We start from the raw sequence: 18,665 nt of genomic DNA, 5'->3' as shown, positions 1-18,665 counted from the left end.
GAAAGTGTCAACTCCGTTCCTCTCGGTCCGTGACCTGACCGTCGACTTCCACACCGAGGACGGCGTCGTCCACGCGGTGGACGGGCTCTCCTTCGACGTGGAGAAGGGCACCACGCTGGGCATCGTCGGCGAGTCCGGATCGGGCAAGTCGGTGACCAACCTGACCGTGCTCGGCCTGCACAACCCGGAGACCACCAAGATCGGCGGAGAGATCCGGCTGGACGGCGAGGAGCTGATCGGCGCCTCCCGGTCCACCATGGAGAAGCTCCGCGGCAACAAGGTCGCGATGATCTTCCAGGACCCGCTGACCTCGCTCTCCCCGTACCACACCATCGGCAAGCAGATCTCCGAGGTCTACCGCAAGCACACCGGCGCGAGCCGCGCCGAGGCCAGGGACCGCGCGATCGAGATGCTGACGCGGGTCGGCATCCCCCAGCCGAAGACCAGGGTGGACGACTATCCCCACCAGTTCTCCGGCGGCATGCGGCAGCGCGCGATGATCGCGATGGCACTGGTGTGCGACCCGGACCTGCTGATCGCCGACGAGCCCACCACCGCCCTGGACGTGACCGTGCAGGCCCAGATCCTGGACCTGCTCAAGGAGCTCCAGGACCAGACCGGGGCCTCGATCATCCTGATCACCCACGACCTCGGCGTGGTCGCCAACACCGCGCACGACGTGCTGGTGATGTACGCCGGGCGGGCGGTGGAGCGCGGGACCGTCAGGGAGGTCCTCCACGAGCCCCGCCACCCCTACACCTGGGGTCTGCTCGCCTCCATGCCCCGCCTGACCGCCTCGGTGGACGTGCCGCTGCGGCCGGTCCGCGGCACCCCGCCCAGCCTGATCAACGTCCCGCCCGGCTGCCCCTTCCACCCCCGGTGCGACTACATGGAGCTGGCCGGTCCCGGGCTGTGCCGCTCCGAGCGGCCCGAACTGTCCCCGCACCGCGGCCACGGCGACGCGTGCTACCTGACCCTCGCCCAGAAGAGGGAGATCCAAAAGTGAGCGAGACAACCGGTGAACCCCGCGGCGAGGCGCTGCTGGAGCTGTCCGGCCTGAAGAAGCACTTCCCGGTGATGGGCGGTGTCATCTTCAAGCACCAGGTCGGCAAGGTCCACGCGGTGGACGGCATCGACCTGACCGTGCACGCCGGTGAGACGCTCGGCCTGGTCGGCGAGTCCGGCTGCGGCAAGTCCACCGCCGGGCGGCTGGCGTCCCGGCTGCTGGAGCCCACCGCGGGCAGCATCAAGTACGCCGGACGGGAGATCGGCCACGCCAAGCGCAGGGAGCTGAAGCCGATCCGGGCCGAGATCCAGATGATCTTCCAGGACCCGTACTCGTCGCTGAACCCCCGGCACACGGTGGGCACCATCGTCGGCGGCCCGATGGAGATCAACGGCATCAACCCCCCGGGCGGCAGGGACAACCGGGTGCGGGAGCTCCTGGAGATCGTCGGACTCAACCCCGAGCACTTCAACCGCTTCCCGCACGAGTTCTCCGGCGGTCAGCGGCAGCGCATCGGGGTGGCCCGCGCGCTCTCCCTGAACCCCAAGCTGATCATCGCGGACGAGCCGGTCTCCGCCCTCGACGTCTCCATCCAGGCGCAGGTCGTCAACCTGCTCCAGCAGCTCCAACGGGACATGGGCATCGCGTTCCTGTTCATCGCGCACGACCTCGCGATCGTGCGGCACTTCTCCCAGCGGGTCGCGGTCATGTATCTCGGCAAGATCGTCGAGGTCGCCGACCGCGCCTCCCTGTACGAGCGCCCCCGCCACCCCTACACCCACGCGCTGCTGTCGGCGGTGCCCGAGGTGCTGGAGGACTCCGAGCCGCGCGAGCGCATCCGCCTGGCCGGGGACGTGCCCTCCCCGATCAACCCGCCGTCCGGCTGCCGCTTCCGCACCCGCTGCTGGAAGGCCCAGGACAAGTGCGCGACCGAGGAGCCCCCGCTGGTCAGGCTGGAGGGGAACAAGGAGGGTCACCTGACCGCCTGCCACTTCCCCGAGCAGCCGACCGTGCACGGCCAGGACGTGGTGCTGGACCCGGCCCTGCAGGGCTGACCGCGCCGCCCCTGCCCGGGCCTGCCCGGCCCTGCCCCCACCGTCCCCCGCCCTCCCCCGCCGCCGTCGAAGGTCGCGGCGGGCCCGAGGGTCAGGGTGGGTCTCAGTGGGTCTCAGTGGGTCTCAGACGATGAAGGGCGGGCCCGTCCGGGCCCGCCCTTCGCCGTCGGACGGCTCGTCCTTCAACCGGACGACCGATCTTTCAACCGGACGACCGGTCTTCCGGTCAGTCGGCTGACCTCCCGGTCGGGTCGTCTCCCGACCGATCCAGTGGTCTCCCGGCCGGGTGGTCTCCGGGCCGGTCGGGGGGTCTTCCTGCCGGGTGGTCTCCCGGTCAGCCCTTGGCGGCCAGGGCGCGCAGGTTGTCGACCGCGCGGGCCGGGTCCTCGGCGCCGTAGACGGCGTTGCCCGCCACGAAGACGTCGGCGCCCGCCTCCGCGCAGCGCTCGATCGTCGCGTCGGAGACGCCGCCGTCCACCTGGAGCCACACCTGGCCGCCGTGCCGGTCGACGAGCTCGCGGGTCCTGCGGATCTTGGGCAGCACCATGTCGAGGAACCTCTGCCCGCCGAAACCGGGGTCGACGGTCATCAGCAGCAGCATGTCGAGCTCGCCGAGCAGGTCCTCGTACGGCTCGACGGGGGTGGCGGGGTTCAGTGCCAGGCCCGCCCGGGCGCCCGCCCGGCGGATCTGGCGCAGCGTGCGGACCGGGGCCTTGGCCGCCTCCACGTGGATGGTGACGCTCCCGGCCCCGGCCTCGGCGTACGAGGGGGCCCAGCGATCCGGGTCTTCGATCATGAGGTGGCAGTCGAGTGGCGTCGAGGTCGCCTTGAGCAGGGACTCGACGACCGGCAGCCCGAGGGTCAGGTTGGGCACGAAGTGGTTGTCCATGACGTCCACGTGCAGCCAGTCGGCGTTGGGCACCGCCGCGGCCGCCTCGGCGAGGCGGGCGAAGTCGGCGGACAGGATGCTGGGCGAGATCTGTACGGCCATGATTGGCCGATTCTAGCGGCGGCTCAGGACCGCGCGACGGGAGGCGGCCTCCCCTCGTCCGGCCCGCCGGTCCCATCGGCCTCACCGGGAGGCGGCGGCACGTCGTCCGGCCGGTTCACCTCGGTCTTGAAGACGCGCAGGGAGCGGCCCACCGACCTGGCCGCGTCGGGCAGCTTCGCGGAACCGAACAGCAGGATGAACACCGCCACGATGATGAGCAACTCGGGCAGTCCCAGGTCGGCCATGAGACGACCTCCTTCCGATGGGATGTCCCCCCGGGGCGGGGGTTCGGCGCGGTGCCGCCGCGGGCGGGCGGCACCGGGGCGCGGGTCGGACGCCGGTCAGATGTCGACCCGGACGCGGTACCTCTCCAGCCAGGCGTTGAACTGGAGCAGCCCCTCCAGCGACGCCCGGCCGCCCGAAGGGCCACCGGCCACCTCGGGCCGGTCGATCACGGCCCGTACCTTCTCCGGGTCGATCAGCGACGCGGCGGCCATGTTCCCCTCGCCGAGCAGCCGGGAGGCCTCCGCGCGCACGGCCTCCTCGTAGGAGGGGTCCTGTGTCGAGGGGTAGGGGCTCTTGCGGCGCCCGACGACCGAGGGCGGCAGGACGTCCGCGGCGGCGGCGCGCAGCAGGCTCTTCTCCTGCCCGTCGAAGGTCTTCATCGCCCAGGGGGCGTTGAAGACGTACTCCACCAGCCGGTGGTCGCAGAACGGCACCCGGACCTCCAGCCCGACGGCCATGCTCATGCGGTCCTTGCGATCCAGCAGGATCTGCACGAACCGGGTGAGGTGCAGGTAGGAGATCTCCCGCATGCGCCGCTCCAGCCCCTCCTCCCCCGGCAGCCGGGGCACCTCGTCGAGTGCCTGCCGGTAGCTGTCCGCGCGGTAGCCGGGAATGTCCAGCTTGTGGGTCAGGTCCTCGTCGAGGAGGGCTCCCACCCCGGCGAACCGCCCGAACCCCGGGGACACCAGCCACGGGAAGGTGTCGGCGGAGACCGCCTCGGGGTCGAAGAACCACCGGTAGCCGCCGAAGACCTCGTCGGCGGACTCGCCGGACAGCGCCACCGTGGAACGGCCCCGGATGGCGCGGAAGAGCAGGTAGAGGGAGGTGTCCATGTCGCCGATGCCGATCGGCAGGTCACGCGCCCTCAGGACCGCGGCGCGCACCGCGGGGTCCATGAGGTCGGAGGAGTCCAGGACGATGTCGGTGTGGTCGGCGCCGATGTGCCGCACGACGTCGTGCACGTACGGCGTGTCGGGAGTGTCGCGCATCTCGTCGGGCTTGAAGTTCTCGCTGTACCCGGTGAAGTCGACGGAGAACGACCGGACCCTCCCGGCCCCCTGCCCCTCCAGGCCGAGCGCGGCGAGCGCCGTGACGGCGCTGGAGTCGAGGCCGCCGGAGAGCAGGGTGCACAGCGGCACGTCGGAGATGAGCTGGCGGGTGACGATGTCGTCCAGCAGCTCGCGCACCGTCCCGACGGTGGTGGCGAGGTCGTCGGGGTGCTCGTGGGACTCCAGGCGCCAGTAGGGGCGGCGGCACAGGAAGTCGCGGGTCACCCGGACGGTGTGGCCGGGGCGGACCTCGTACATGCCCTGGTAGACGGCGCGTTCCGGGGTCTTGACGAAGGCGATCAGCTCGCGCAGGCCGTCCGCGTCGACCGTGGGTGTCCTGATGAGGGGGTTGGCGAGGATCGCCTTGGGCTCGGAGCCGAACAGCACGCCGCTCGGCAGCGGGTAGTAGTACAGCGGCTTGATGCCCATCCGGTCCCGGACGAGCAGCAGCTCCTCACGGCGGGCGTCCCAGATCCCGAAGGCGAACATGCCGTTCAGCCGTTCGGCGAGGCCCTCGCCCCATTCGAGATAGGCCCGCAGGAGGACCTCGGTGTCGCTTTGGGTGAGGAATCGGTGACCGTGGGCGGCCAGTTCCGCGCGTAACTCGACGAAGTTGTAGATCTCACCGCTGTAGGTGAGGACGGCGATCGGTTGCCCGTCCTCGTCGGCGATCATCGGCTGGCGCCCGCCCTCGATGTCGATGACCGCCAGACGCCGGTGACCCATCGCGGCGTGCGGGGCGAGCCACAGCCCCTCGTCGTCGGGTCCGCGGCAGGCCATGGTTTCGGTCATGGCCTGCGCGGTGGCCCGTGACTCCCGGAGATCGCGCTCGAAATCCACCCATCCACAGATTCCGCACATCTGGACACCCCCGCGTCCCGTCGGAAGCAGCTATACCCAGTCGAACAGCGCGCGGCGCCCATATATGCCCAGCTCATACACCCTGAGCTGCGACGATACCCCCCGGGACTCCCGGGCGCCCCGGTCAGCGGCGGCGCAGCAGGGCCAGGAACATGGCGTCGGTGCCGTGCCGGTGCGGCCAGAACAGCGCGTACGGCCCTTCGCCCAGCCCCTCCACCTCGGGGAGGTACTGGCGTGCGTCCAGCGCCTCGACGTCGTCGCGGCGGCGCAGGAGGTCGCCCACCACGGTGACGGTCTCGGCCAGGTGCGGCGAGCAGGTCACGTACGCGACGACGCCACCGGGCCGGACCGCGTCGACCGCCGAGTCGAGCAGGGCTCGCTGGAGCCTGCCCAGCTCGGGAAGGCTCCGGGGGTCGCGTCGCCAGCGGGCCTCCGGGCGGCGGCGCAGCGCGCCCAGGCCGGTGCAGGGGGCGTCGAGCATGACCCGGTCGAAGGCCCCCGGCCGCCAGGCGGGCGCGGTGCCGTCCGCGGTGACCACCGCGGCCTGCCGGGTCGTCTGCCACACCAGCCGCGCCCGGTGGTACTGCAGCTCGGCGGCGAGCAGGCGCGCCCCGCCGGGGAAGGCCACCGGCCCGGCCCCCGGACCGGAACCCGCGACCGGGACCGCGCCCGGACCCGCGTTCGAAGCCGTGCCCGCGGCCGGGGCGGGCTCCCCGGCGCCGGGGCCGCCCAGGCCCGCCTCGTCACCGCGGGTCGCGATGGCGTCGAGCAGGCCCGCCTTGCCGCCGGGACCCGCGCACAGGTCGAGCCAGCGGGAGTCGGAGCCCTCCACCGGGACCCGCGTCAGGGCGAGCGCGACGAGCTGGCTCGCCTCGTCCTGGACGGCCGCGCGCGACTCGGCCACGGCGAGGACCGCACCGGGGTCGCCCTCGGGCAGGTAGGCCGCGTACGGGGAGTATCTGGCGGGTTCGGCGCCCGCGTCGAGGAGCTCCTTCACCGACGAGCGGCCGGGACGGGCGACCAGGGTCACCTTGGGACGCTCGTTGTCGGCCGCGAGCAGGGCGGCCGTCTCGTCGAAGTCGCCGCCCACGGCGTCGCGCAGGGCGTCGACGATCCACCTGGGGTGGCTGTGCGCCACCGCCAGATGCCCCACCGGGTCGGTGACCGGGTCGGGCGCCACGATCGGGATCCACTGCTCCAGCGAGCGGGTGGAGACCTTGCGCAGCACGGCGTTGGCGTACTTGGAGGCGCCGATGCCCACCCGCAGCCGTACCAGGTCGACCGTGGTGCCGACGGCGGCGTGCGGGGGGACCCGCGTCTTGAGCAGCTGGTGCACGCCCAGGCGGACGGCGTCGAGCAGCGGCGGGTCGACGTCCTCCGGCGCCCGGTCGCTGCAGGCCGCGATGATCTCGTCGTAGGTGCCGAGGCCGCGCAGGGTGCCGTAGGCCAGCTCGGTGGCCAGGCCCGCGTCGCGCCCCGACAGGCGGCGCTCGCGCAGCAGCGCGGGCATCAGCAGGTTGGCGTAGGCGTCCCGCTCGTCGACGGCGCGCATCAGGTCGTACGCGGCGTTGCGCGCCTCGTCGCGGACCGGCTTGGGCGGGCGCCCGCCCCTGCCCCCACCCCTGCCCGCGGCGCCGCGTGAGCGGCCCGACGGGCCGTGATCCCCGCCGCGCGGGACGTTACGGCCGTTACCACTGCTCATGATCTTCAGGCCAGCCGATCCTCGTCGGTGGGCCGCACGCCGCGGGCCCACTCCCCCGCGCCCATCAGGCGCTTGCCCTGCGGCTGCACCTCGCCCAGCTCGACCGGGTAGGTGGCGGTGCCCACCAGGACGGAGTTCTTGGACGCCGCGATCTGGCCGGGGGCCAGGCCGGAGGCGTCGGGAGCCGGTCGCACCGGACCGATCTTGACGCGCTGGCCGCGGAACTCGGTCCACGCCCCCGGGGCGGGAGTGCAGGCGCGGATCAGGCGGTCGACCCGCATGGCGGGCGCGGCCCAGTCGACCCTGGCGTCGTCGACGCCGATCTTCGGGGCGAGACTCACCCCCTCCGCGGGCTGCGGGACGGCCTCCAGCTTGCCGTCCTCGATCCCGTCGAGGGTGGCGGTGAGCAGCCCGGCCCCGGACTCGGCGAGCCGGGCGAGCAGTTCCCCGCTGGTGTCGGCGGGGCGGATCTCCTCGGTGACCACGCCGTAGACCGGGCCCGCGTCCAGCTCCTTGACGATCTGGAAGGTGGCCGCGCCGGTGATCGCGTCACCGTGGAGCACGGCGTGCTGCACCGGTGCCGCGCCGCGCCAGGCTGGCAGCAGCGAGAAGTGCAGGTTGACCCAGCCGTACCGGGGGATGTCCAGGGCGGCCTGCGGCAGGAGCGCGCCGTAGGCGACCACCGGGCAGCAGTCGGGGGCGAGCTCCCTGAGCCGGTCGAGGAAGTCCGGGTCACCCGCCTTGGGCGGCCTGAGCACCTCGATGCCCGCCTCCTCGGCGAGCTCGGCGACGGGGCTCGGATGGACCTTGCGGCCCCGGCCCGACTGGGCGTCCGGGCGCGTGACGACGGCGACGACGTCGTGGCGAGACGAGTCGATCAGTGCCCGCAGCGAGGGCAGGGCGGTGTCCGGGGTTCCGGCGAAGACCAGGCGCAAGGTTCCTACAGAGCCTTCCCTTGGGTGGCGTGCGGGGAGATCTTGAACGCGGGGGCCGACAGTCCGTTCCAGTCGGCCTCGCGGATCGCCTTCATGGCGAGTTTGCGCTGCTTGAGATCCATCCGGTCGATGAACAGCACGCCGTCCAGGTGGTCGGTCTCGTGCTGGAAGCAGCGGGCCATCAGGTCGGTGCCCTCAAGGGTCACCGGCTCGCCGTGCATGGTGAAACCGGTCGCCACGGCCCGGATCGACCGGGGCGTCGGAAAGGACAGGCCGGGGAACGACAGGCAGCCCTCCTCCCCCTCCTCGTCCTTGTCGTCGGACAGGTCGAGGTTGGGGTTGATCAGGTGCCCGAGCTGGTCGTCCACGTAGTAGGTGAAGACCCGCAGCCCGACTCCGATCTGCGGCGCCGCCAGACCGGCTCCCGGCGCGTCCATCATCGTGTCCGTGAGGTCTTTGACGAGCTTGCGCAGCTCCTTGTCGAAGTCCTTGACCGGCTCGGCCGGAGTGCGCAGCACCGGGTCGCCGAAAAGGCGGATCGGCTGAATGGCCAACAGGGATCTCCTCACGCTTCAGGGGATTGCCCCAGTGTAAGGGCGACGGCCGCCTCCCCCGGGCCGTCGCCCCCGACCGATCCCGGGCTTCTCCTCCGACCGGCCCGGGGCTTTCTCCGGCTTCTCCCCCGACCGACCCCGGGCTCTCCCCCGACCGATCCCGGGCTTCGCCTCCGGCCGACCCCGGGCATCTCCCCCGATCGACCCCGGGCATCTCCCCCGGCCGACCCCAGACGCCTCCCTCGACCGCCCCCGGGCTTCACCCCCGGCCGACCCCGGGCCTTCGCCCCCGGGCCGGTCCCAGGCGTCTCCCTCGACCGCCCCGGGCCTTCTCCCGGACCGGACGCGGGTCAGCGGGAGCGGGCCTTCATCGCGGCCTTGCGGGCGGCCTTGGCCACCGCCGCGTCGCCGTGGCGGGAACCCAGCAGGTCCAGGACGGCGAAGGTGTCGGGGTGGTCCACCAGGGCCATCTCCTCGATCACGCGGACGAGGTCCTCGCCGGGCTCCAGCGCGTCGAACTCGCAGACCGCCTCGGAGGCGTCGCCGCGCTCGAGGAGCGAGGCGAGCGAGTCGATCGCGAGCCAGGTGTTGTCGGCGGGCGTGAGGGCGGGTGCGGGCAGGTCGCGGATGTGCAGCCAGGAAGCCGCGTAGCGCCACATGGCGGGCTCGGAGAGCGCCTCCCTGAGCGGGGCCTCGGCCTCGGGGCCGAGCTCCTCCAGGATCGTTCCGGCCGCCCCGCGACGGCCGGCCGTGCCCGAGGCGGCGACCTTGACCAGCTCGCGGGCGGCGGCCTCGGGGTGGCGGGACTCCAGCCACACGGTGACGGCGCTGGGCGCGGCGGAGCCCGCCATGATCGCCTCGACCAGCTCGGCCGCGCCGAGGTCGGTGAAGACGGCGACCTCGGCGCCCGTCGGCGCGTCGTGGCCCTCCCGCATCAGGTCCTGGCGGACGGCCCACATGCCGAGCGGGGTGAGCCGGGGCCGGCCCGCCCGCGAGGTCTCGACGAGCCCGCAGTAGTCCAGGAGCGACAGGGCCGACTCCAGCCGGGCCGGGAGCTCGCGGGCCAGCACCCGCATCTCCGCCTGGCGGGCCCCGCAGGCCACCTGGTGCGACTGCAGGATGCCCTTCACCAGGGTCGCGGTGGACAGCCCCTCGCGCACGGCGTACAGCGTGGCGAGCATCTCGGCGAGATGGTCGTCGATCACCGGGGACCCGGTCAGGTCGTCGTCGGCGCGGTCGAGGACGTCCATGACCACGCCGTCCCAGAACCCCAGCAGCGCCCGGGGCGGCAGGTCGGGGGAGAGCACGAGCGGGCCGGGCGTCACCTGGCCGCGGGAGATGCGGAGCATGCCGGTGTTGACGGCGACCACCCAGAGCAGGTGCAGCCGGCCGGGGCCCGGCAGGTCGAGCTCGGCGCACGGCGCGAACGGGTCGGGCAGCAGGCCCTCGGGGGTCACCTGGCGGGCGCCGGTCCAGGCGGCCAGGCGCTGGGCGTCGATCACCAGCGGCACGTACGGCACGTACGCGGCCAGCTCGGCGTCGGCGGCGAGGTCGACAGGGGGGAAGCTCAGCGCGTCGCCGCGCGGGGGGCAGGCGCGGCCCGTGGCGGTGACGGACTCCCCCAGGACGGCCGCCCGCAGCTCGCGTGGTGCCGTTCCCAGCTCGTCGACCAGCCTGCGCAGTTCGCCGATGTCGAAGACGTTCCCACTGTTCCCGCTCTTTGCCACCCGTGAAACTTACTGCACTCACGCCTCACGCATACACGGCTCAGCCGATGGCGCGGGAACGTGCCTTGAAAGCCGCCTTGCGGGCCGCCTTGGCCGCTCCGTGATCTCTCAGGGAGCGTCCGAGCAGCTCAAGGACGTCGACGACCTCGGGATGGTCGACCCGCCACATCTCCTCGATCACGTGTGACGGGGGGCCTGAGGCGGACATGTTCTCGGCGAACGTCTCCGGATCCTCCTCGGCGGCGGGCATGGCCAGGGCGAGCATGTCCACGCTCATCCAGAGCACCTCCTCCTGGGTGAGCGCGGGGGCCGCCAGGCCTCGCGTGCTCAGCCAGTGGATGGCGTGCGGGCGCAGCTCCGGCTCCTCCAGGAAGGCGCGCACCGCCTCCTCGGCGTCGGGGCCGAGGCGGTCGACGATCGTCACCGCGACGCCCCTCGCGACCGAGGGCGCGCCGGAGACGGAGCCGAGGAGCTCGGTCACCGCCTGCGCCGGGGTCCTGTTCTGCAGCCAGCCCCCGATGTCGGCCTCGGCCATCTCGGCGGGCATGCCGGAGAGCAGCCCCTCGATGAGCTCTGGCGCGTCGGCGGTGGTCAGGTCGGGCGCCTCGGGCGCCTCCATGCCCAGGCCGGTGTAGAGCTCGCGCAGCCCCCACAGGGCCAGCGGGGTGAGCTCCAGCAGCTCGTCGCCGGGCTCGGCCATCCCGCAGTAGGCGAGCCGCCTGACGGCCTCGGGGATGTCGATCTCGCCCTCCTCGACGAGGCCGATCTCCTCCAGGTACTCCCTGACGAGGGGGATCGGCACGGGCGCCTGGAGGCGGTAGAGCATGTCGCACAGGCCGTAGAGCTCCTCGTCGAGGGAGACGTCGCCCGTCACGGCGCCGCCGGTCTCCTTCTCGACGACGAACTCGACCGTCGCGGCCCAGATGTCGAGCGGGTCGAAGTCCTCGCCGTCGAAGATCGCGGTGCCCTCGACCGTGACCAGGCCGGTGTGCACCGCGAGCTCCCACAGCAGGCCGGGGTCGGTCACCGAGAGCTGGGCGGTCGCCTCGGCGGCGTCGCGGACCCTGAGCCGGCCCTTCACGGTCGGGGTGCGGCCCCCGGCGAGCATCCACTGGACCAGCCTGCGCGCGTCGGTGAGCAGCGGCACCTGGAGGGCGCTCCTGGTGAGCGCCTCGCGGGGCGCCAGGCGCACGGCGGGAAGGGGCGAGCAGCCGGGGCAGTCGCAGTGCTCGACGGCGGGTTCCTCCTGCACCGCGGAGACGGAGAGGATGGCGCTCCCGGCGTCCTGCTCCAGGGAGTCGGCGCCCATCGCGCTGAAGAGGCTCTTGGCCATGCCGAAGCGGGAGGTGTCGGCGAGGGCGATGGGCATCTCGGGCTCGATGCGGTCGAGGACGCTCCTCATCCTGACCGCCATCTTGCCGCCGATCTCCTCGGTGGCGAGCAGGAAGTCGACCAGGGTGCGGGCGGCGGCGACGGTCTCCGGGGCGCTCTCCGGGGGGGCGATGACCTTGCGCGGGTAGATGTTGAGCAGCAGCTCCTCGAAGGCGACCGGGGTGAAGTCGCCCAGCTCGTTCACGTCCAGATAGTCACTCGCGTAGTCGCAGAGCAGCCGCACCTCGTCCACGTCAACGTCCAGGCCGTGCGCACGCCCCCACGCGCGCAGGTCGTCTACGGCCCGATTCACCCATTCGATCGACACAGGGGAAAATTAACGGCTTACTGCCAGCACCGCGAATCGGGGAAACAACTCAAATCACATCGAGGGGGTCAATGCATACCTTGACCACCTCCGGAGCCTTGCGCGCGGAGCGTACTCCGGCGGCCCCTTTCAGTACCGCGGCCAGCACCGATCCGGAGCCCCGCGCGATCCGCACCATGGCGCGTTCCCGCACTTGGTCCCCCTTGGGAGCGGCCACGGGGACGGGACCGAGCACCTGGGCCTCGGGGGGAAGGATCATCTCGCCGAGCATTTCCCGTACCGCGGCCGGGGATCCGGTGAGCGTCGCCATTTTCACCGCCGGGGGGAAACCGAGTTCTGTCCTCTCAGCTAGTTCCCTCTCGGCATGGGTGACCGGATCCCAGCGCAGCAGAGCCTGCACGGCGGCCAGCGAGGAGTCGGCCAGCACGACCAGCTCGGCCGAGGGCCGCAGCAGGGCCGCCGCGTTCATCCACCGGCGCAGCGTCTCCTCGGCGGCGCGCAGGTCGGGCCGGCCGAGCAGCGCCCAGCCGTCCAGCAGCACCGCCGCCGCGTACCCCCCCTCGGGCACCGGCTCGGCCCCCGGGGTCGCCACCACCAGGGCGCGGCCCGCGCCGACCGTGGCGAGCACCCCGTCCCTGCCCGACGTCCTGACCGGCACCGAGGGGAAGGCCCGGCCCAGCTCCTCGGCCGTGCGCCGGGCGCCGATCACCAGGGCCCGCACCCGGGCACCGCCGCAGGACGGGCAGCGCCACTCGCCCGCGATCCGGCCGCACCAGCGGCAGTACGGGGCCACATGGCCGGCGCGCAGCGCGAACGGCCCGCCGCAGTGCCCGCAGCGGGCGGGCGCCCGGCAGTTCTGGCAGGCCAGCGCGGGCAGGTAGCCCCGCCGGGGGACCTGCACCAGCACGGGGCCGCTCTCCAGCCCGGCGCGCAGGGTCCGCCAGGCGAGGCTGGGCAGCCGGGCGGCCCTGGCGGCCTCGTCCCTGGCCAGCTCCGCGTCCTCCCCCGCCGGGCGGACCCTCGGCGCCCTGGCCCTGACCGTCCCGCGGGCCGCGACGATGGGCCCGGCCCAGCCCGCCGCGATGAGCTGGGTGGCCTCCGCCGTGCGGGCGTACCCCCCGATGAGCAGGCCCGCCCGCGCCTGGTGGGCGCGCAGGGCGAGGACCTCCCTGGCGTGCGGGTAGGGGGCGAGCCGCTCGGAGTGCAGGTCGTCGCCGTCGTCCCAGATGACCGCGAGCCCGAGGTCCCTGACCGGGGCGAACGCCGCGCCCCTGGTCCCGGCCGCGACCCGTACCTGTCCCCTGGCCACCCGCAGCCACCGCCGGTAGCGCTCGGCGGGCCCGAGGTCGGCCGTGAGCGCCACGTGCGCGCCGGGCTCCAGGACGGCGCTCAGGGCCGCGTCGAGCAGGGCCACGTCCTTGCCGTCGGGAAGCACCACGAGGGCGCCCCTGCCCCCGCGCAGGGTCTCCCGTACGGCAACCGCGACCGCCTCCGGCCACCCCGGCCCGCTCTCCCCGGTGCCCGGCAGGGCGGTCCACACCGCGCGGGGGGAGCCTCCCTTCGCCAGGGCGGCGAGGAACGCCTCCCCTTCCGGATAGTCCGCCCACGGTCCCGCGTCCCCCTGCGGCGGCCCCGGGGAGGCCGGGGCGGAGTCCGAAGCCGGGGCGGGAGCGGGGGCCTGAACGGGGGCCGGAGCCGGAGTCGGCGTCTCGGCCTCGACCCTGGCGTGGCGGGGTGGGACGGCCAGGCGCAGGACGTCGGCCAGGGTCCCGGCGTAGTGGTCGGCCACGGCGCGGGCCAGCGTGACGATCTCCGGGGTGAGCACGGGCTCCGCGGAGACGACCCGCTCCAGGCGGGTCAGCCTGCCCTCGTGCTCGGTGCCCTCCGCCCGTTCCAGCAGGAAGCCGTCGACGAGCTTGCCCGCGAACCGGACGCGGACCCGGACCCCCGGCACCGCGGCGGCGTCCAGGGTCGCGGGGACGAGATAGTCGAACAGCCGGTCGAGGTGCGGCAGCGGCGTGTCGACGACGATCCGGGCGACCGGCAGCTCGGCCGCCGGCTCCGGCACCCCCCTGACGGGCTCGGCGACCCCGGCCGCCCTCGCCGTCCCGGCGGCCCTGACGACCCCGCCGGTCCTGGCGGTCCTGGCGGTCCTGGTGGCCCCGGCGGTCCTGGTGGCCCCGGTGGCGCCGCCCCGCGCCCTCGCCGGACCGCCGGGCGCGGGCCGCTCACGGACGGCGTCGAGCGGCAGCAGGGCGTCGTCGTCCGGCGAGGGGCTGGCGTGGGTCACCCACCTGTCCTACCAGACCCGGGCACCCGCCCAGACGACGGCGGGGAAGGTGAGCCACTCCGGGCCGGGAAGACGGGAGGCGGGCGGGGCGGGGTCACCTCCGGAACGGACCAGACGGATCGGGCGTGGATCGAGGAGGCGTTCGCGGCGCCCGGTGACGACGGAACCACCACGGGGGCCGACCGGACGGGTCAGACGGATCGATGGTGGGCCCGGACGACGAGATCACCGCCAGGGCCGGTCGGGGAGATCGAACAGAGCCGCAGCGGGCCCGGACGAGATCACCGCCGGGACCGGCCGGACGGATCAGATGGAGCGGCGGTGGGTCCAGCGGCCGCCGAGCAGGGTGCCGAGGATCGGCATGTGGCGCAGGCCGTCCCCGTCCAGCCCGGCCGGGTCGTACTCGGTGATCACCAGGTCGGCGGGGTCGCCGGGACGCACCCCGGCTCGTCCCCTGGCCGCCGCCGCGAGCGCCGCCGCCAGCGGGATCGCCTGCTCCGGGTGCCACGGCGGACGCTCGTCGTCGGTCCTGGCCACCGCCGAGGCGATCCCGTCCCACGGGTCGAGCGGCGCCACCGGGGCGTCGGAGCCCAGCTCGATGACGGCTCCGGCCGCGAGCAGGTCGGCGTAGGCGAAGGCCCTGCCGGTCCGCCCCGACCAGTGCAGGTCGGCCACGTCGCGGTCGTCGGGCGCGTGGGCGGGCTGCACGCCCGCGACCAGTCCGGGCCTGGCGAACCTGGCGAAGTCCTCCGGGCTGACCAGCTGCGCGTGCTCGATCCTGCCCGGGCAGCCGGTCCGCTCGAACGCGTCCAGCGCGATGTCCACCGCCAGGTCGCCGATCGCGTGCACCGCCGGGTCGATCCCGTGCGCGGCGGCCAGGGCCATCACGCCGTACAGCTCCTCGGGCGCCGTCTCCAGCAACCCGCGCGTGTCGCCACCGGGGTACGGGTCCTCGCAGTAGGCGGTCCTGGTGTTCAGCGACCCGTCCACGAACGTCTTGACCGGCCCGACCTCCAGCAGGCCCCCCGCACCGGCGACGGGCTCACCGGTGCGCAGCCCGCGGCCGATCGCCTCCTCCAGCCGGTTCACCGGGATCGAGCAGCCGACCCGGACGTCGATCCGCTCCGACCGGACCCGCCGGGTCCAGTCGGTGACGTTGTCGGCGAACTCGAAGTCCAGTACGCCGACGACGCCCCTGGCCGCGGCGGCGGTGGTGGCCTCGGCCACCCAGCGGTCCAGCTCGTCCCGGGGCGGCGGCATCTCCGCCATCGCGTCGTAGCAGTCGCGCTCGCGCAGCACCCCCGTCGGGTGCTCGCCCCGGCCGACCGCCGCCAGCGCGGCCGGGCTGAACCAGGCGGTGTGCAGATCATTGCTGACCAGGACGATCGGACGTCCGGGCGCCACCGCCTGGAGCAGCGACTTGTGCGGCGCGTCCGGCCACAGGCCGTCGCGGAAGCCGTATCCGACCGTGAACCCGGCGGCGCCGGACGCGCCGGAGCCGGACGCGACGAGATCGGCCGCCTCCCGCGCCGACCGCGCCGAGGTCAGGTCGATCCTGCGCCGGGCCTGCGCCCACTGCGCGGAGTGCACGTGCGCGTCCCACAGGCCCGGCAGGAGGGTGCCTCCCCCGGCGTCGACCGACTCGTCGCAGGGAGGCGGCTCCGCGGCCACCTCCGCGACCCGGCCGCCGACGATCAGGACGTGGCGGAGCGGGCCACCGGGACCCAGCCGCGCGTTGCGCAGCAGCAGGCGAGAAGACGGTGAGGGCATAGGGCAGAGATTAGGCGGAAAACCGACGTGTGCTCCCCTGGGTACCGAATTCTTCCCGGCCACCGTTCTTCCCCGCATCGTCACGTACCGCGTCCGCCGCCCGCATGAGAGGCCAGAACCGGTGGCCCACGCTCCCGGGCGATCGAACTCCTGTCAGGCTGCGATCCGGGTGCTTAAAGTGAACGTGAATCACCTTCGGCAGGAGACTTTCGATATGGGGCCGACATCGCCCGCGTCATCGGAAAACGGGTCATCTTCGGATGAATACTCGGGAATCAACCCGGAATTGATGGAACGATTCATCGCGTCGCTGGAGCAGGCGCGGAAGACACTGGGCGAGCAACTCCCGAAAATCCTCAGCGCACTCTCCTCCGTGGACGCCGACCGATCCGCGGCCCTGCCGATCCGCGAGATCGAAGGCTGGCTGGACCAGGAGATTCCGCGACTACGCAGGCGCAACCAGCTGATCCAGGAGCCCGACCTCCTGAAGGACTGGGGCGCGGGCCCGGCAGGGCCGGGTCCGCTGGGACTCGCACCGGGGCCCGGGGGCGGAGGGTTCACGGCCTTCGACGAGAAGGCCCTCACTGCAAGCACTCTCGCCACCGACGAGGGCGGGAAGCTCGCGGAGACTCTCGCCGCTTCGGGACACCCGACCCCGTACTCCTCGGAGAACGTCTACGACGGGATCTTCGACCGGCTCGCCGGCAGGCGGAAGGACGCCGACTTCACCGCGGGATTCTTCGCCGCCCTCGGCCCGAAGGGCGCTGCCGCCGCGCTCCGGAAGCTGAATCACTATCACGGAGAATCCGCTCAGAAGCACTGGAAGACCATGGGCGAGGCCCTCGCCACGGCGGTGGCCCGGCGGCCGAAGACGCTCGGCCCGTCCTGGGAGGCGAAGAACCTCGGGAAGATGCAGGGGGCCGACCTGGGGTTGGTGCTCGGCCACGGAAGGTTCCCCTCCGGTTGGTTCACCGAGGTGATCCGTCCTCGCGTCCAGAAAGCCTCCGAGGGCAGGGTTCCGGCACGCTGGACCGCCGACCTGAGCCACTTCCTGTCCGCTCTGGCCAACAATCCGGAAACGGCCAGGACGCTGTTCGACGACCTGCCTCCCGGAGATCTCAGGGAGCTGTTCTCCGGGCTCAACGAGCAGGTCTCGCTCTACCCCGACGAGCATGACGCGATCGCCTTCGACCTGGAGAAGGAGTTCGGCCGGATGCTCGCCGCCGGAGCCGGTGTCTTCGAGAACCGCTCCCCCGGCCCCGAGGCGGTGCGATTCGCCTTCAACACCATGACGACCATGGGCGACCTCCGGACCGAAGCGGACTTCCGCAATCCGGAGGGGCAGCCGATGGAGGTGGCGAAGGGCGCGAGAATCTTCATGTCGATGCTCGCGGGCGCCTACGCCGCCGAGATCATCGAGGGAGCCGATGCGGGGGACGCCAACCGGACGAAGGACAGCGCGTTCGAGAAAACCGCCGCGCTCACCGCCGGCCTGCATCCGAAGTTTCGCCTCAGCCCCGGCGACACCTACCGTTTCATCAAGACCTTCGCCGACTCGGTGGAGCGGATGAAACCGTTCGACGCGGGAATGGGCCGGTTCTCCAGGTACCTCATGGACGAGGCGGGGGCCAAGGATCGCGGGGCGGGCATCAAACACCTCGGAAGGACCTTCGCGAGCCTGGGTTACGTCTCCGGCATGCAGTTCGCCGCGGCGAACGAGGTCCAGGGAAAAATGGACGAGTACGACCAGGAGGTGAGGGATCGACTCTTCCTCCTGCTGGGATTGGGGGTCGACTTCATGGGATTCGGCGTCTCGCAGTGGGCCGCCGCGACGCTGGACGCCTCGGGCGCGAGCATGGCGTTCGACCCGGCCGGCGAGCTGATCTGGTTGCTGATCGGCAAGTCCGCGAGCGAGACCGTCGACTCGTACAAGGACTCCGACAAGACCCGCGTGGACGCTCTCAAGGAGCGTAATCGCCTGGCCACCCTCGGGCGTGAATACTGGATCTTTCACGAGTTGAAGCGCTACGGGTTCTCCTACTCGGTGCCCCCGAACGATCCGGCCTTCGGCCAACCTCCCATCACCGGGAAGGACGGCAACCTGCTCCCCTTCGACAAGCTGGCCAAGGACCCGAAGGCGCTGAGGAACCTCGCCGACTGGATGATCCGTAACGGCTCCGGGGGCGGCGACCTGAGCACCGCCGGAGAAGCGGCGACGCTGCTCGACATCTCCTTTGGAGGCGCCAAGGACAAGACCCAGAACACACCCGTCCCGTTCGGATGAGACCGACATCAACTTATCCTCAGGCATTCCGTTTCCCCTGAAAGCAGGAAATCGTTTTCACGGGAAGATGTAGCCACTATTTTGACGTACGCCTCCTTCTTCACCAGCTCATCTCTCGGCGCGCTCCAGTCAACGGAAGAAACCTTGTAGCCCCGCCTGCCCAGGCCGCCGGCCAGCATGTTGAGCGTGTTGACCGAACCGTCTATTCCAGAAGTATTGACGCCGGTAACGGCATAGGTTCTCTTCGCCTTTCCTTCCCCGCAGGGGATGTCCCTTCCCCCCGCATCCTTCACTTTGACGTCTTTCGCATGAAGCAGCTTCATCAGCCAGTCGACGTCGGTCTTCAACGTCGCCTCCGCCTGAGCCGTCGTCGGCCCCGGCGGATCAGATGAACACGCGCCCAGAGTCAGCATCCCCAAGACGGCGATCACGACTGATCCGACTCGAGCGGAAGCAA

Annotated in this window: 14 protein-coding genes; 3 read left to right on the top strand and 11 right to left on the bottom strand. The window is 72.4% G+C overall.

Annotation, left to right across the window (positions count from 1 at the left end; translation table 11 throughout):
- Positions 1–4: 4 nt before the first annotated feature.
- Together ACFFRH_RS02105 and ACFFRH_RS02100 are read left to right on the top strand one after the other, a co-directional pair.
- On the top strand, positions 5–1,006 hold the full coding sequence (locus ACFFRH_RS02105; protein WP_386153644.1) for an ABC transporter ATP-binding protein: 1,002 nt from the start codon (positions 5–7) through the stop codon (positions 1,004–1,006).
- Positions 1,003–2,061, top strand: a complete 1,059-nt coding sequence (locus ACFFRH_RS02100; RefSeq protein ID WP_446697416.1) for an ABC transporter ATP-binding protein — start codon at positions 1,003–1,005, stop codon at positions 2,059–2,061. Before ACFFRH_RS02105 ends, ACFFRH_RS02100 begins: the two co-directional genes overlap by 4 nt.
- 334 nt (positions 2,062–2,395) lie before the next feature.
- Here ACFFRH_RS02100 and rpe read toward each other — a convergent pair whose 3' ends face one another.
- The 10 genes from rpe to ACFFRH_RS02050 all read right to left on the bottom strand — a co-directional run bounded on the left by rpe (position 2,396) and on the right by ACFFRH_RS02050 (position 15,924).
- On the bottom strand, positions 2,396–3,052 hold the full coding sequence (gene rpe / locus ACFFRH_RS02095; protein WP_386153641.1) for a ribulose-phosphate 3-epimerase: 657 nt from the start codon (positions 3,050–3,052) through the stop codon (positions 2,396–2,398).
- Between the two features lie 23 nt (positions 3,053–3,075).
- On the bottom strand, positions 3,076–3,297 hold the full coding sequence (locus tag ACFFRH_RS02090; RefSeq protein ID WP_386153639.1) for a twin-arginine translocase TatA/TatE family subunit: 222 nt from the start codon (positions 3,295–3,297) through the stop codon (positions 3,076–3,078).
- A gap of 96 nt (positions 3,298–3,393) precedes the next feature.
- A complete protein-coding gene (gene asnB, locus ACFFRH_RS02085; protein ID WP_386153636.1) occupies positions 3,394–5,247 on the bottom strand; it encodes an asparagine synthase (glutamine-hydrolyzing) in 1,854 nt (617 codons plus the stop codon).
- 124 nt (positions 5,248–5,371) lie between these two features.
- Positions 5,372–6,949 (bottom strand): RsmB/NOP family class I SAM-dependent RNA methyltransferase, encoded by a 1,578-nt coding sequence (locus ACFFRH_RS02080; RefSeq protein ID WP_386153633.1) that lies wholly within the window; start codon positions 6,947–6,949, stop codon positions 5,372–5,374.
- Positions 6,950–6,954: 5 nt separating this feature from the next.
- Positions 6,955–7,884, bottom strand: coding sequence for a methionyl-tRNA formyltransferase (gene fmt / locus ACFFRH_RS02075; protein WP_386153630.1), 930 nt, complete (start codon positions 7,882–7,884; stop codon positions 6,955–6,957).
- Positions 7,885–7,889: 5 nt separating this feature from the next.
- Positions 7,890–8,438 carry a peptide deformylase gene (def, locus tag ACFFRH_RS02070; protein WP_386153627.1) on the bottom strand — a complete coding sequence of 183 codons (549 nt, stop codon included), beginning with the start codon at positions 8,436–8,438 and terminating at the stop codon, positions 7,890–7,892.
- A gap of 350 nt (positions 8,439–8,788) precedes the next feature.
- On the bottom strand, positions 8,789–10,165 hold the full coding sequence (locus ACFFRH_RS02065) for a hypothetical protein (RefSeq protein WP_386153624.1): 1,377 nt from the start codon (positions 10,163–10,165) through the stop codon (positions 8,789–8,791).
- A gap of 40 nt (positions 10,166–10,205) precedes the next feature.
- Positions 10,206–11,864, bottom strand: coding sequence for a hypothetical protein (locus tag ACFFRH_RS02060; protein WP_386153621.1), 1,659 nt, complete (start codon positions 11,862–11,864; stop codon positions 10,206–10,208).
- 49 nt (positions 11,865–11,913) lie between these two features.
- A complete protein-coding gene (locus ACFFRH_RS02055) occupies positions 11,914–14,154 on the bottom strand; it encodes a primosomal protein N' (RefSeq protein ID WP_386153618.1) in 2,241 nt (746 codons plus the stop codon).
- Positions 14,155–14,460: 306 nt separating this feature from the next.
- Positions 14,461–15,924 (bottom strand): amidohydrolase, encoded by a 1,464-nt coding sequence (locus ACFFRH_RS02050; RefSeq protein WP_386153615.1) that lies wholly within the window; start codon positions 15,922–15,924, stop codon positions 14,461–14,463.
- 289 nt (positions 15,925–16,213) lie between these two features.
- Between ACFFRH_RS02050 and ACFFRH_RS02045 the strand changes: the two genes are divergently transcribed.
- On the top strand, positions 16,214–18,208 hold the full coding sequence (locus ACFFRH_RS02045) for a hypothetical protein (RefSeq protein ID WP_386153613.1): 1,995 nt from the start codon (positions 16,214–16,216) through the stop codon (positions 18,206–18,208).
- A gap of 8 nt (positions 18,209–18,216) precedes the next feature.
- On the opposite strand, the gene ACFFRH_RS02040 is transcribed toward ACFFRH_RS02045, so the two are convergent.
- Positions 18,217–18,639, bottom strand: a complete 423-nt coding sequence (locus ACFFRH_RS02040; RefSeq protein ID WP_386153610.1) for a hypothetical protein — start codon at positions 18,637–18,639, stop codon at positions 18,217–18,219.
- Positions 18,640–18,665 lie beyond the last annotated feature (26 nt).

Origin of the sequence: Streptosporangium vulgare (genome assembly GCF_042428775.1) — a bacterium.
Classification (GTDB): domain Bacteria; phylum Actinomycetota; class Actinomycetes; order Streptosporangiales; family Streptosporangiaceae; genus Streptosporangium; species Streptosporangium vulgare.
The sequence above is the reverse complement of the archived record's forward strand: the minus strand, read 5'-3'. Positions and strand labels throughout refer to the sequence as shown.

Coding starts and splice junctions, on each gene's coding strand:
- rpe (WP_386153641.1), bottom strand. CDS start 3,052: ATGGCCGTACAGATCTCGCCCAGCATCCTGTCCGCCGACTTCGCCCGC.
- ACFFRH_RS02090 (WP_386153639.1), bottom strand. CDS start 3,297: ATGGCCGACCTGGGACTGCCCGAGTTGCTCATCATCGTGGCGGTGTTC.
- asnB (WP_386153636.1), bottom strand. CDS start 5,247: ATGTGCGGAATCTGTGGATGGGTGGATTTCGAGCGCGATCTCCGGGAG.
- ACFFRH_RS02080 (WP_386153633.1), bottom strand. CDS start 6,949: ATGAGCAGTGGTAACGGCCGTAACGTCCCGCGCGGCGGGGATCACGGC.
- ACFFRH_RS02050 (WP_386153615.1), bottom strand. CDS start 15,924: ATGCCCTCACCGTCTTCTCGCCTGCTGCTGCGCAACGCGCGGCTGGGT.
- ACFFRH_RS02045 (WP_386153613.1), top strand. CDS start 16,214: ATGGAACGATTCATCGCGTCGCTGGAGCAGGCGCGGAAGACACTGGGC.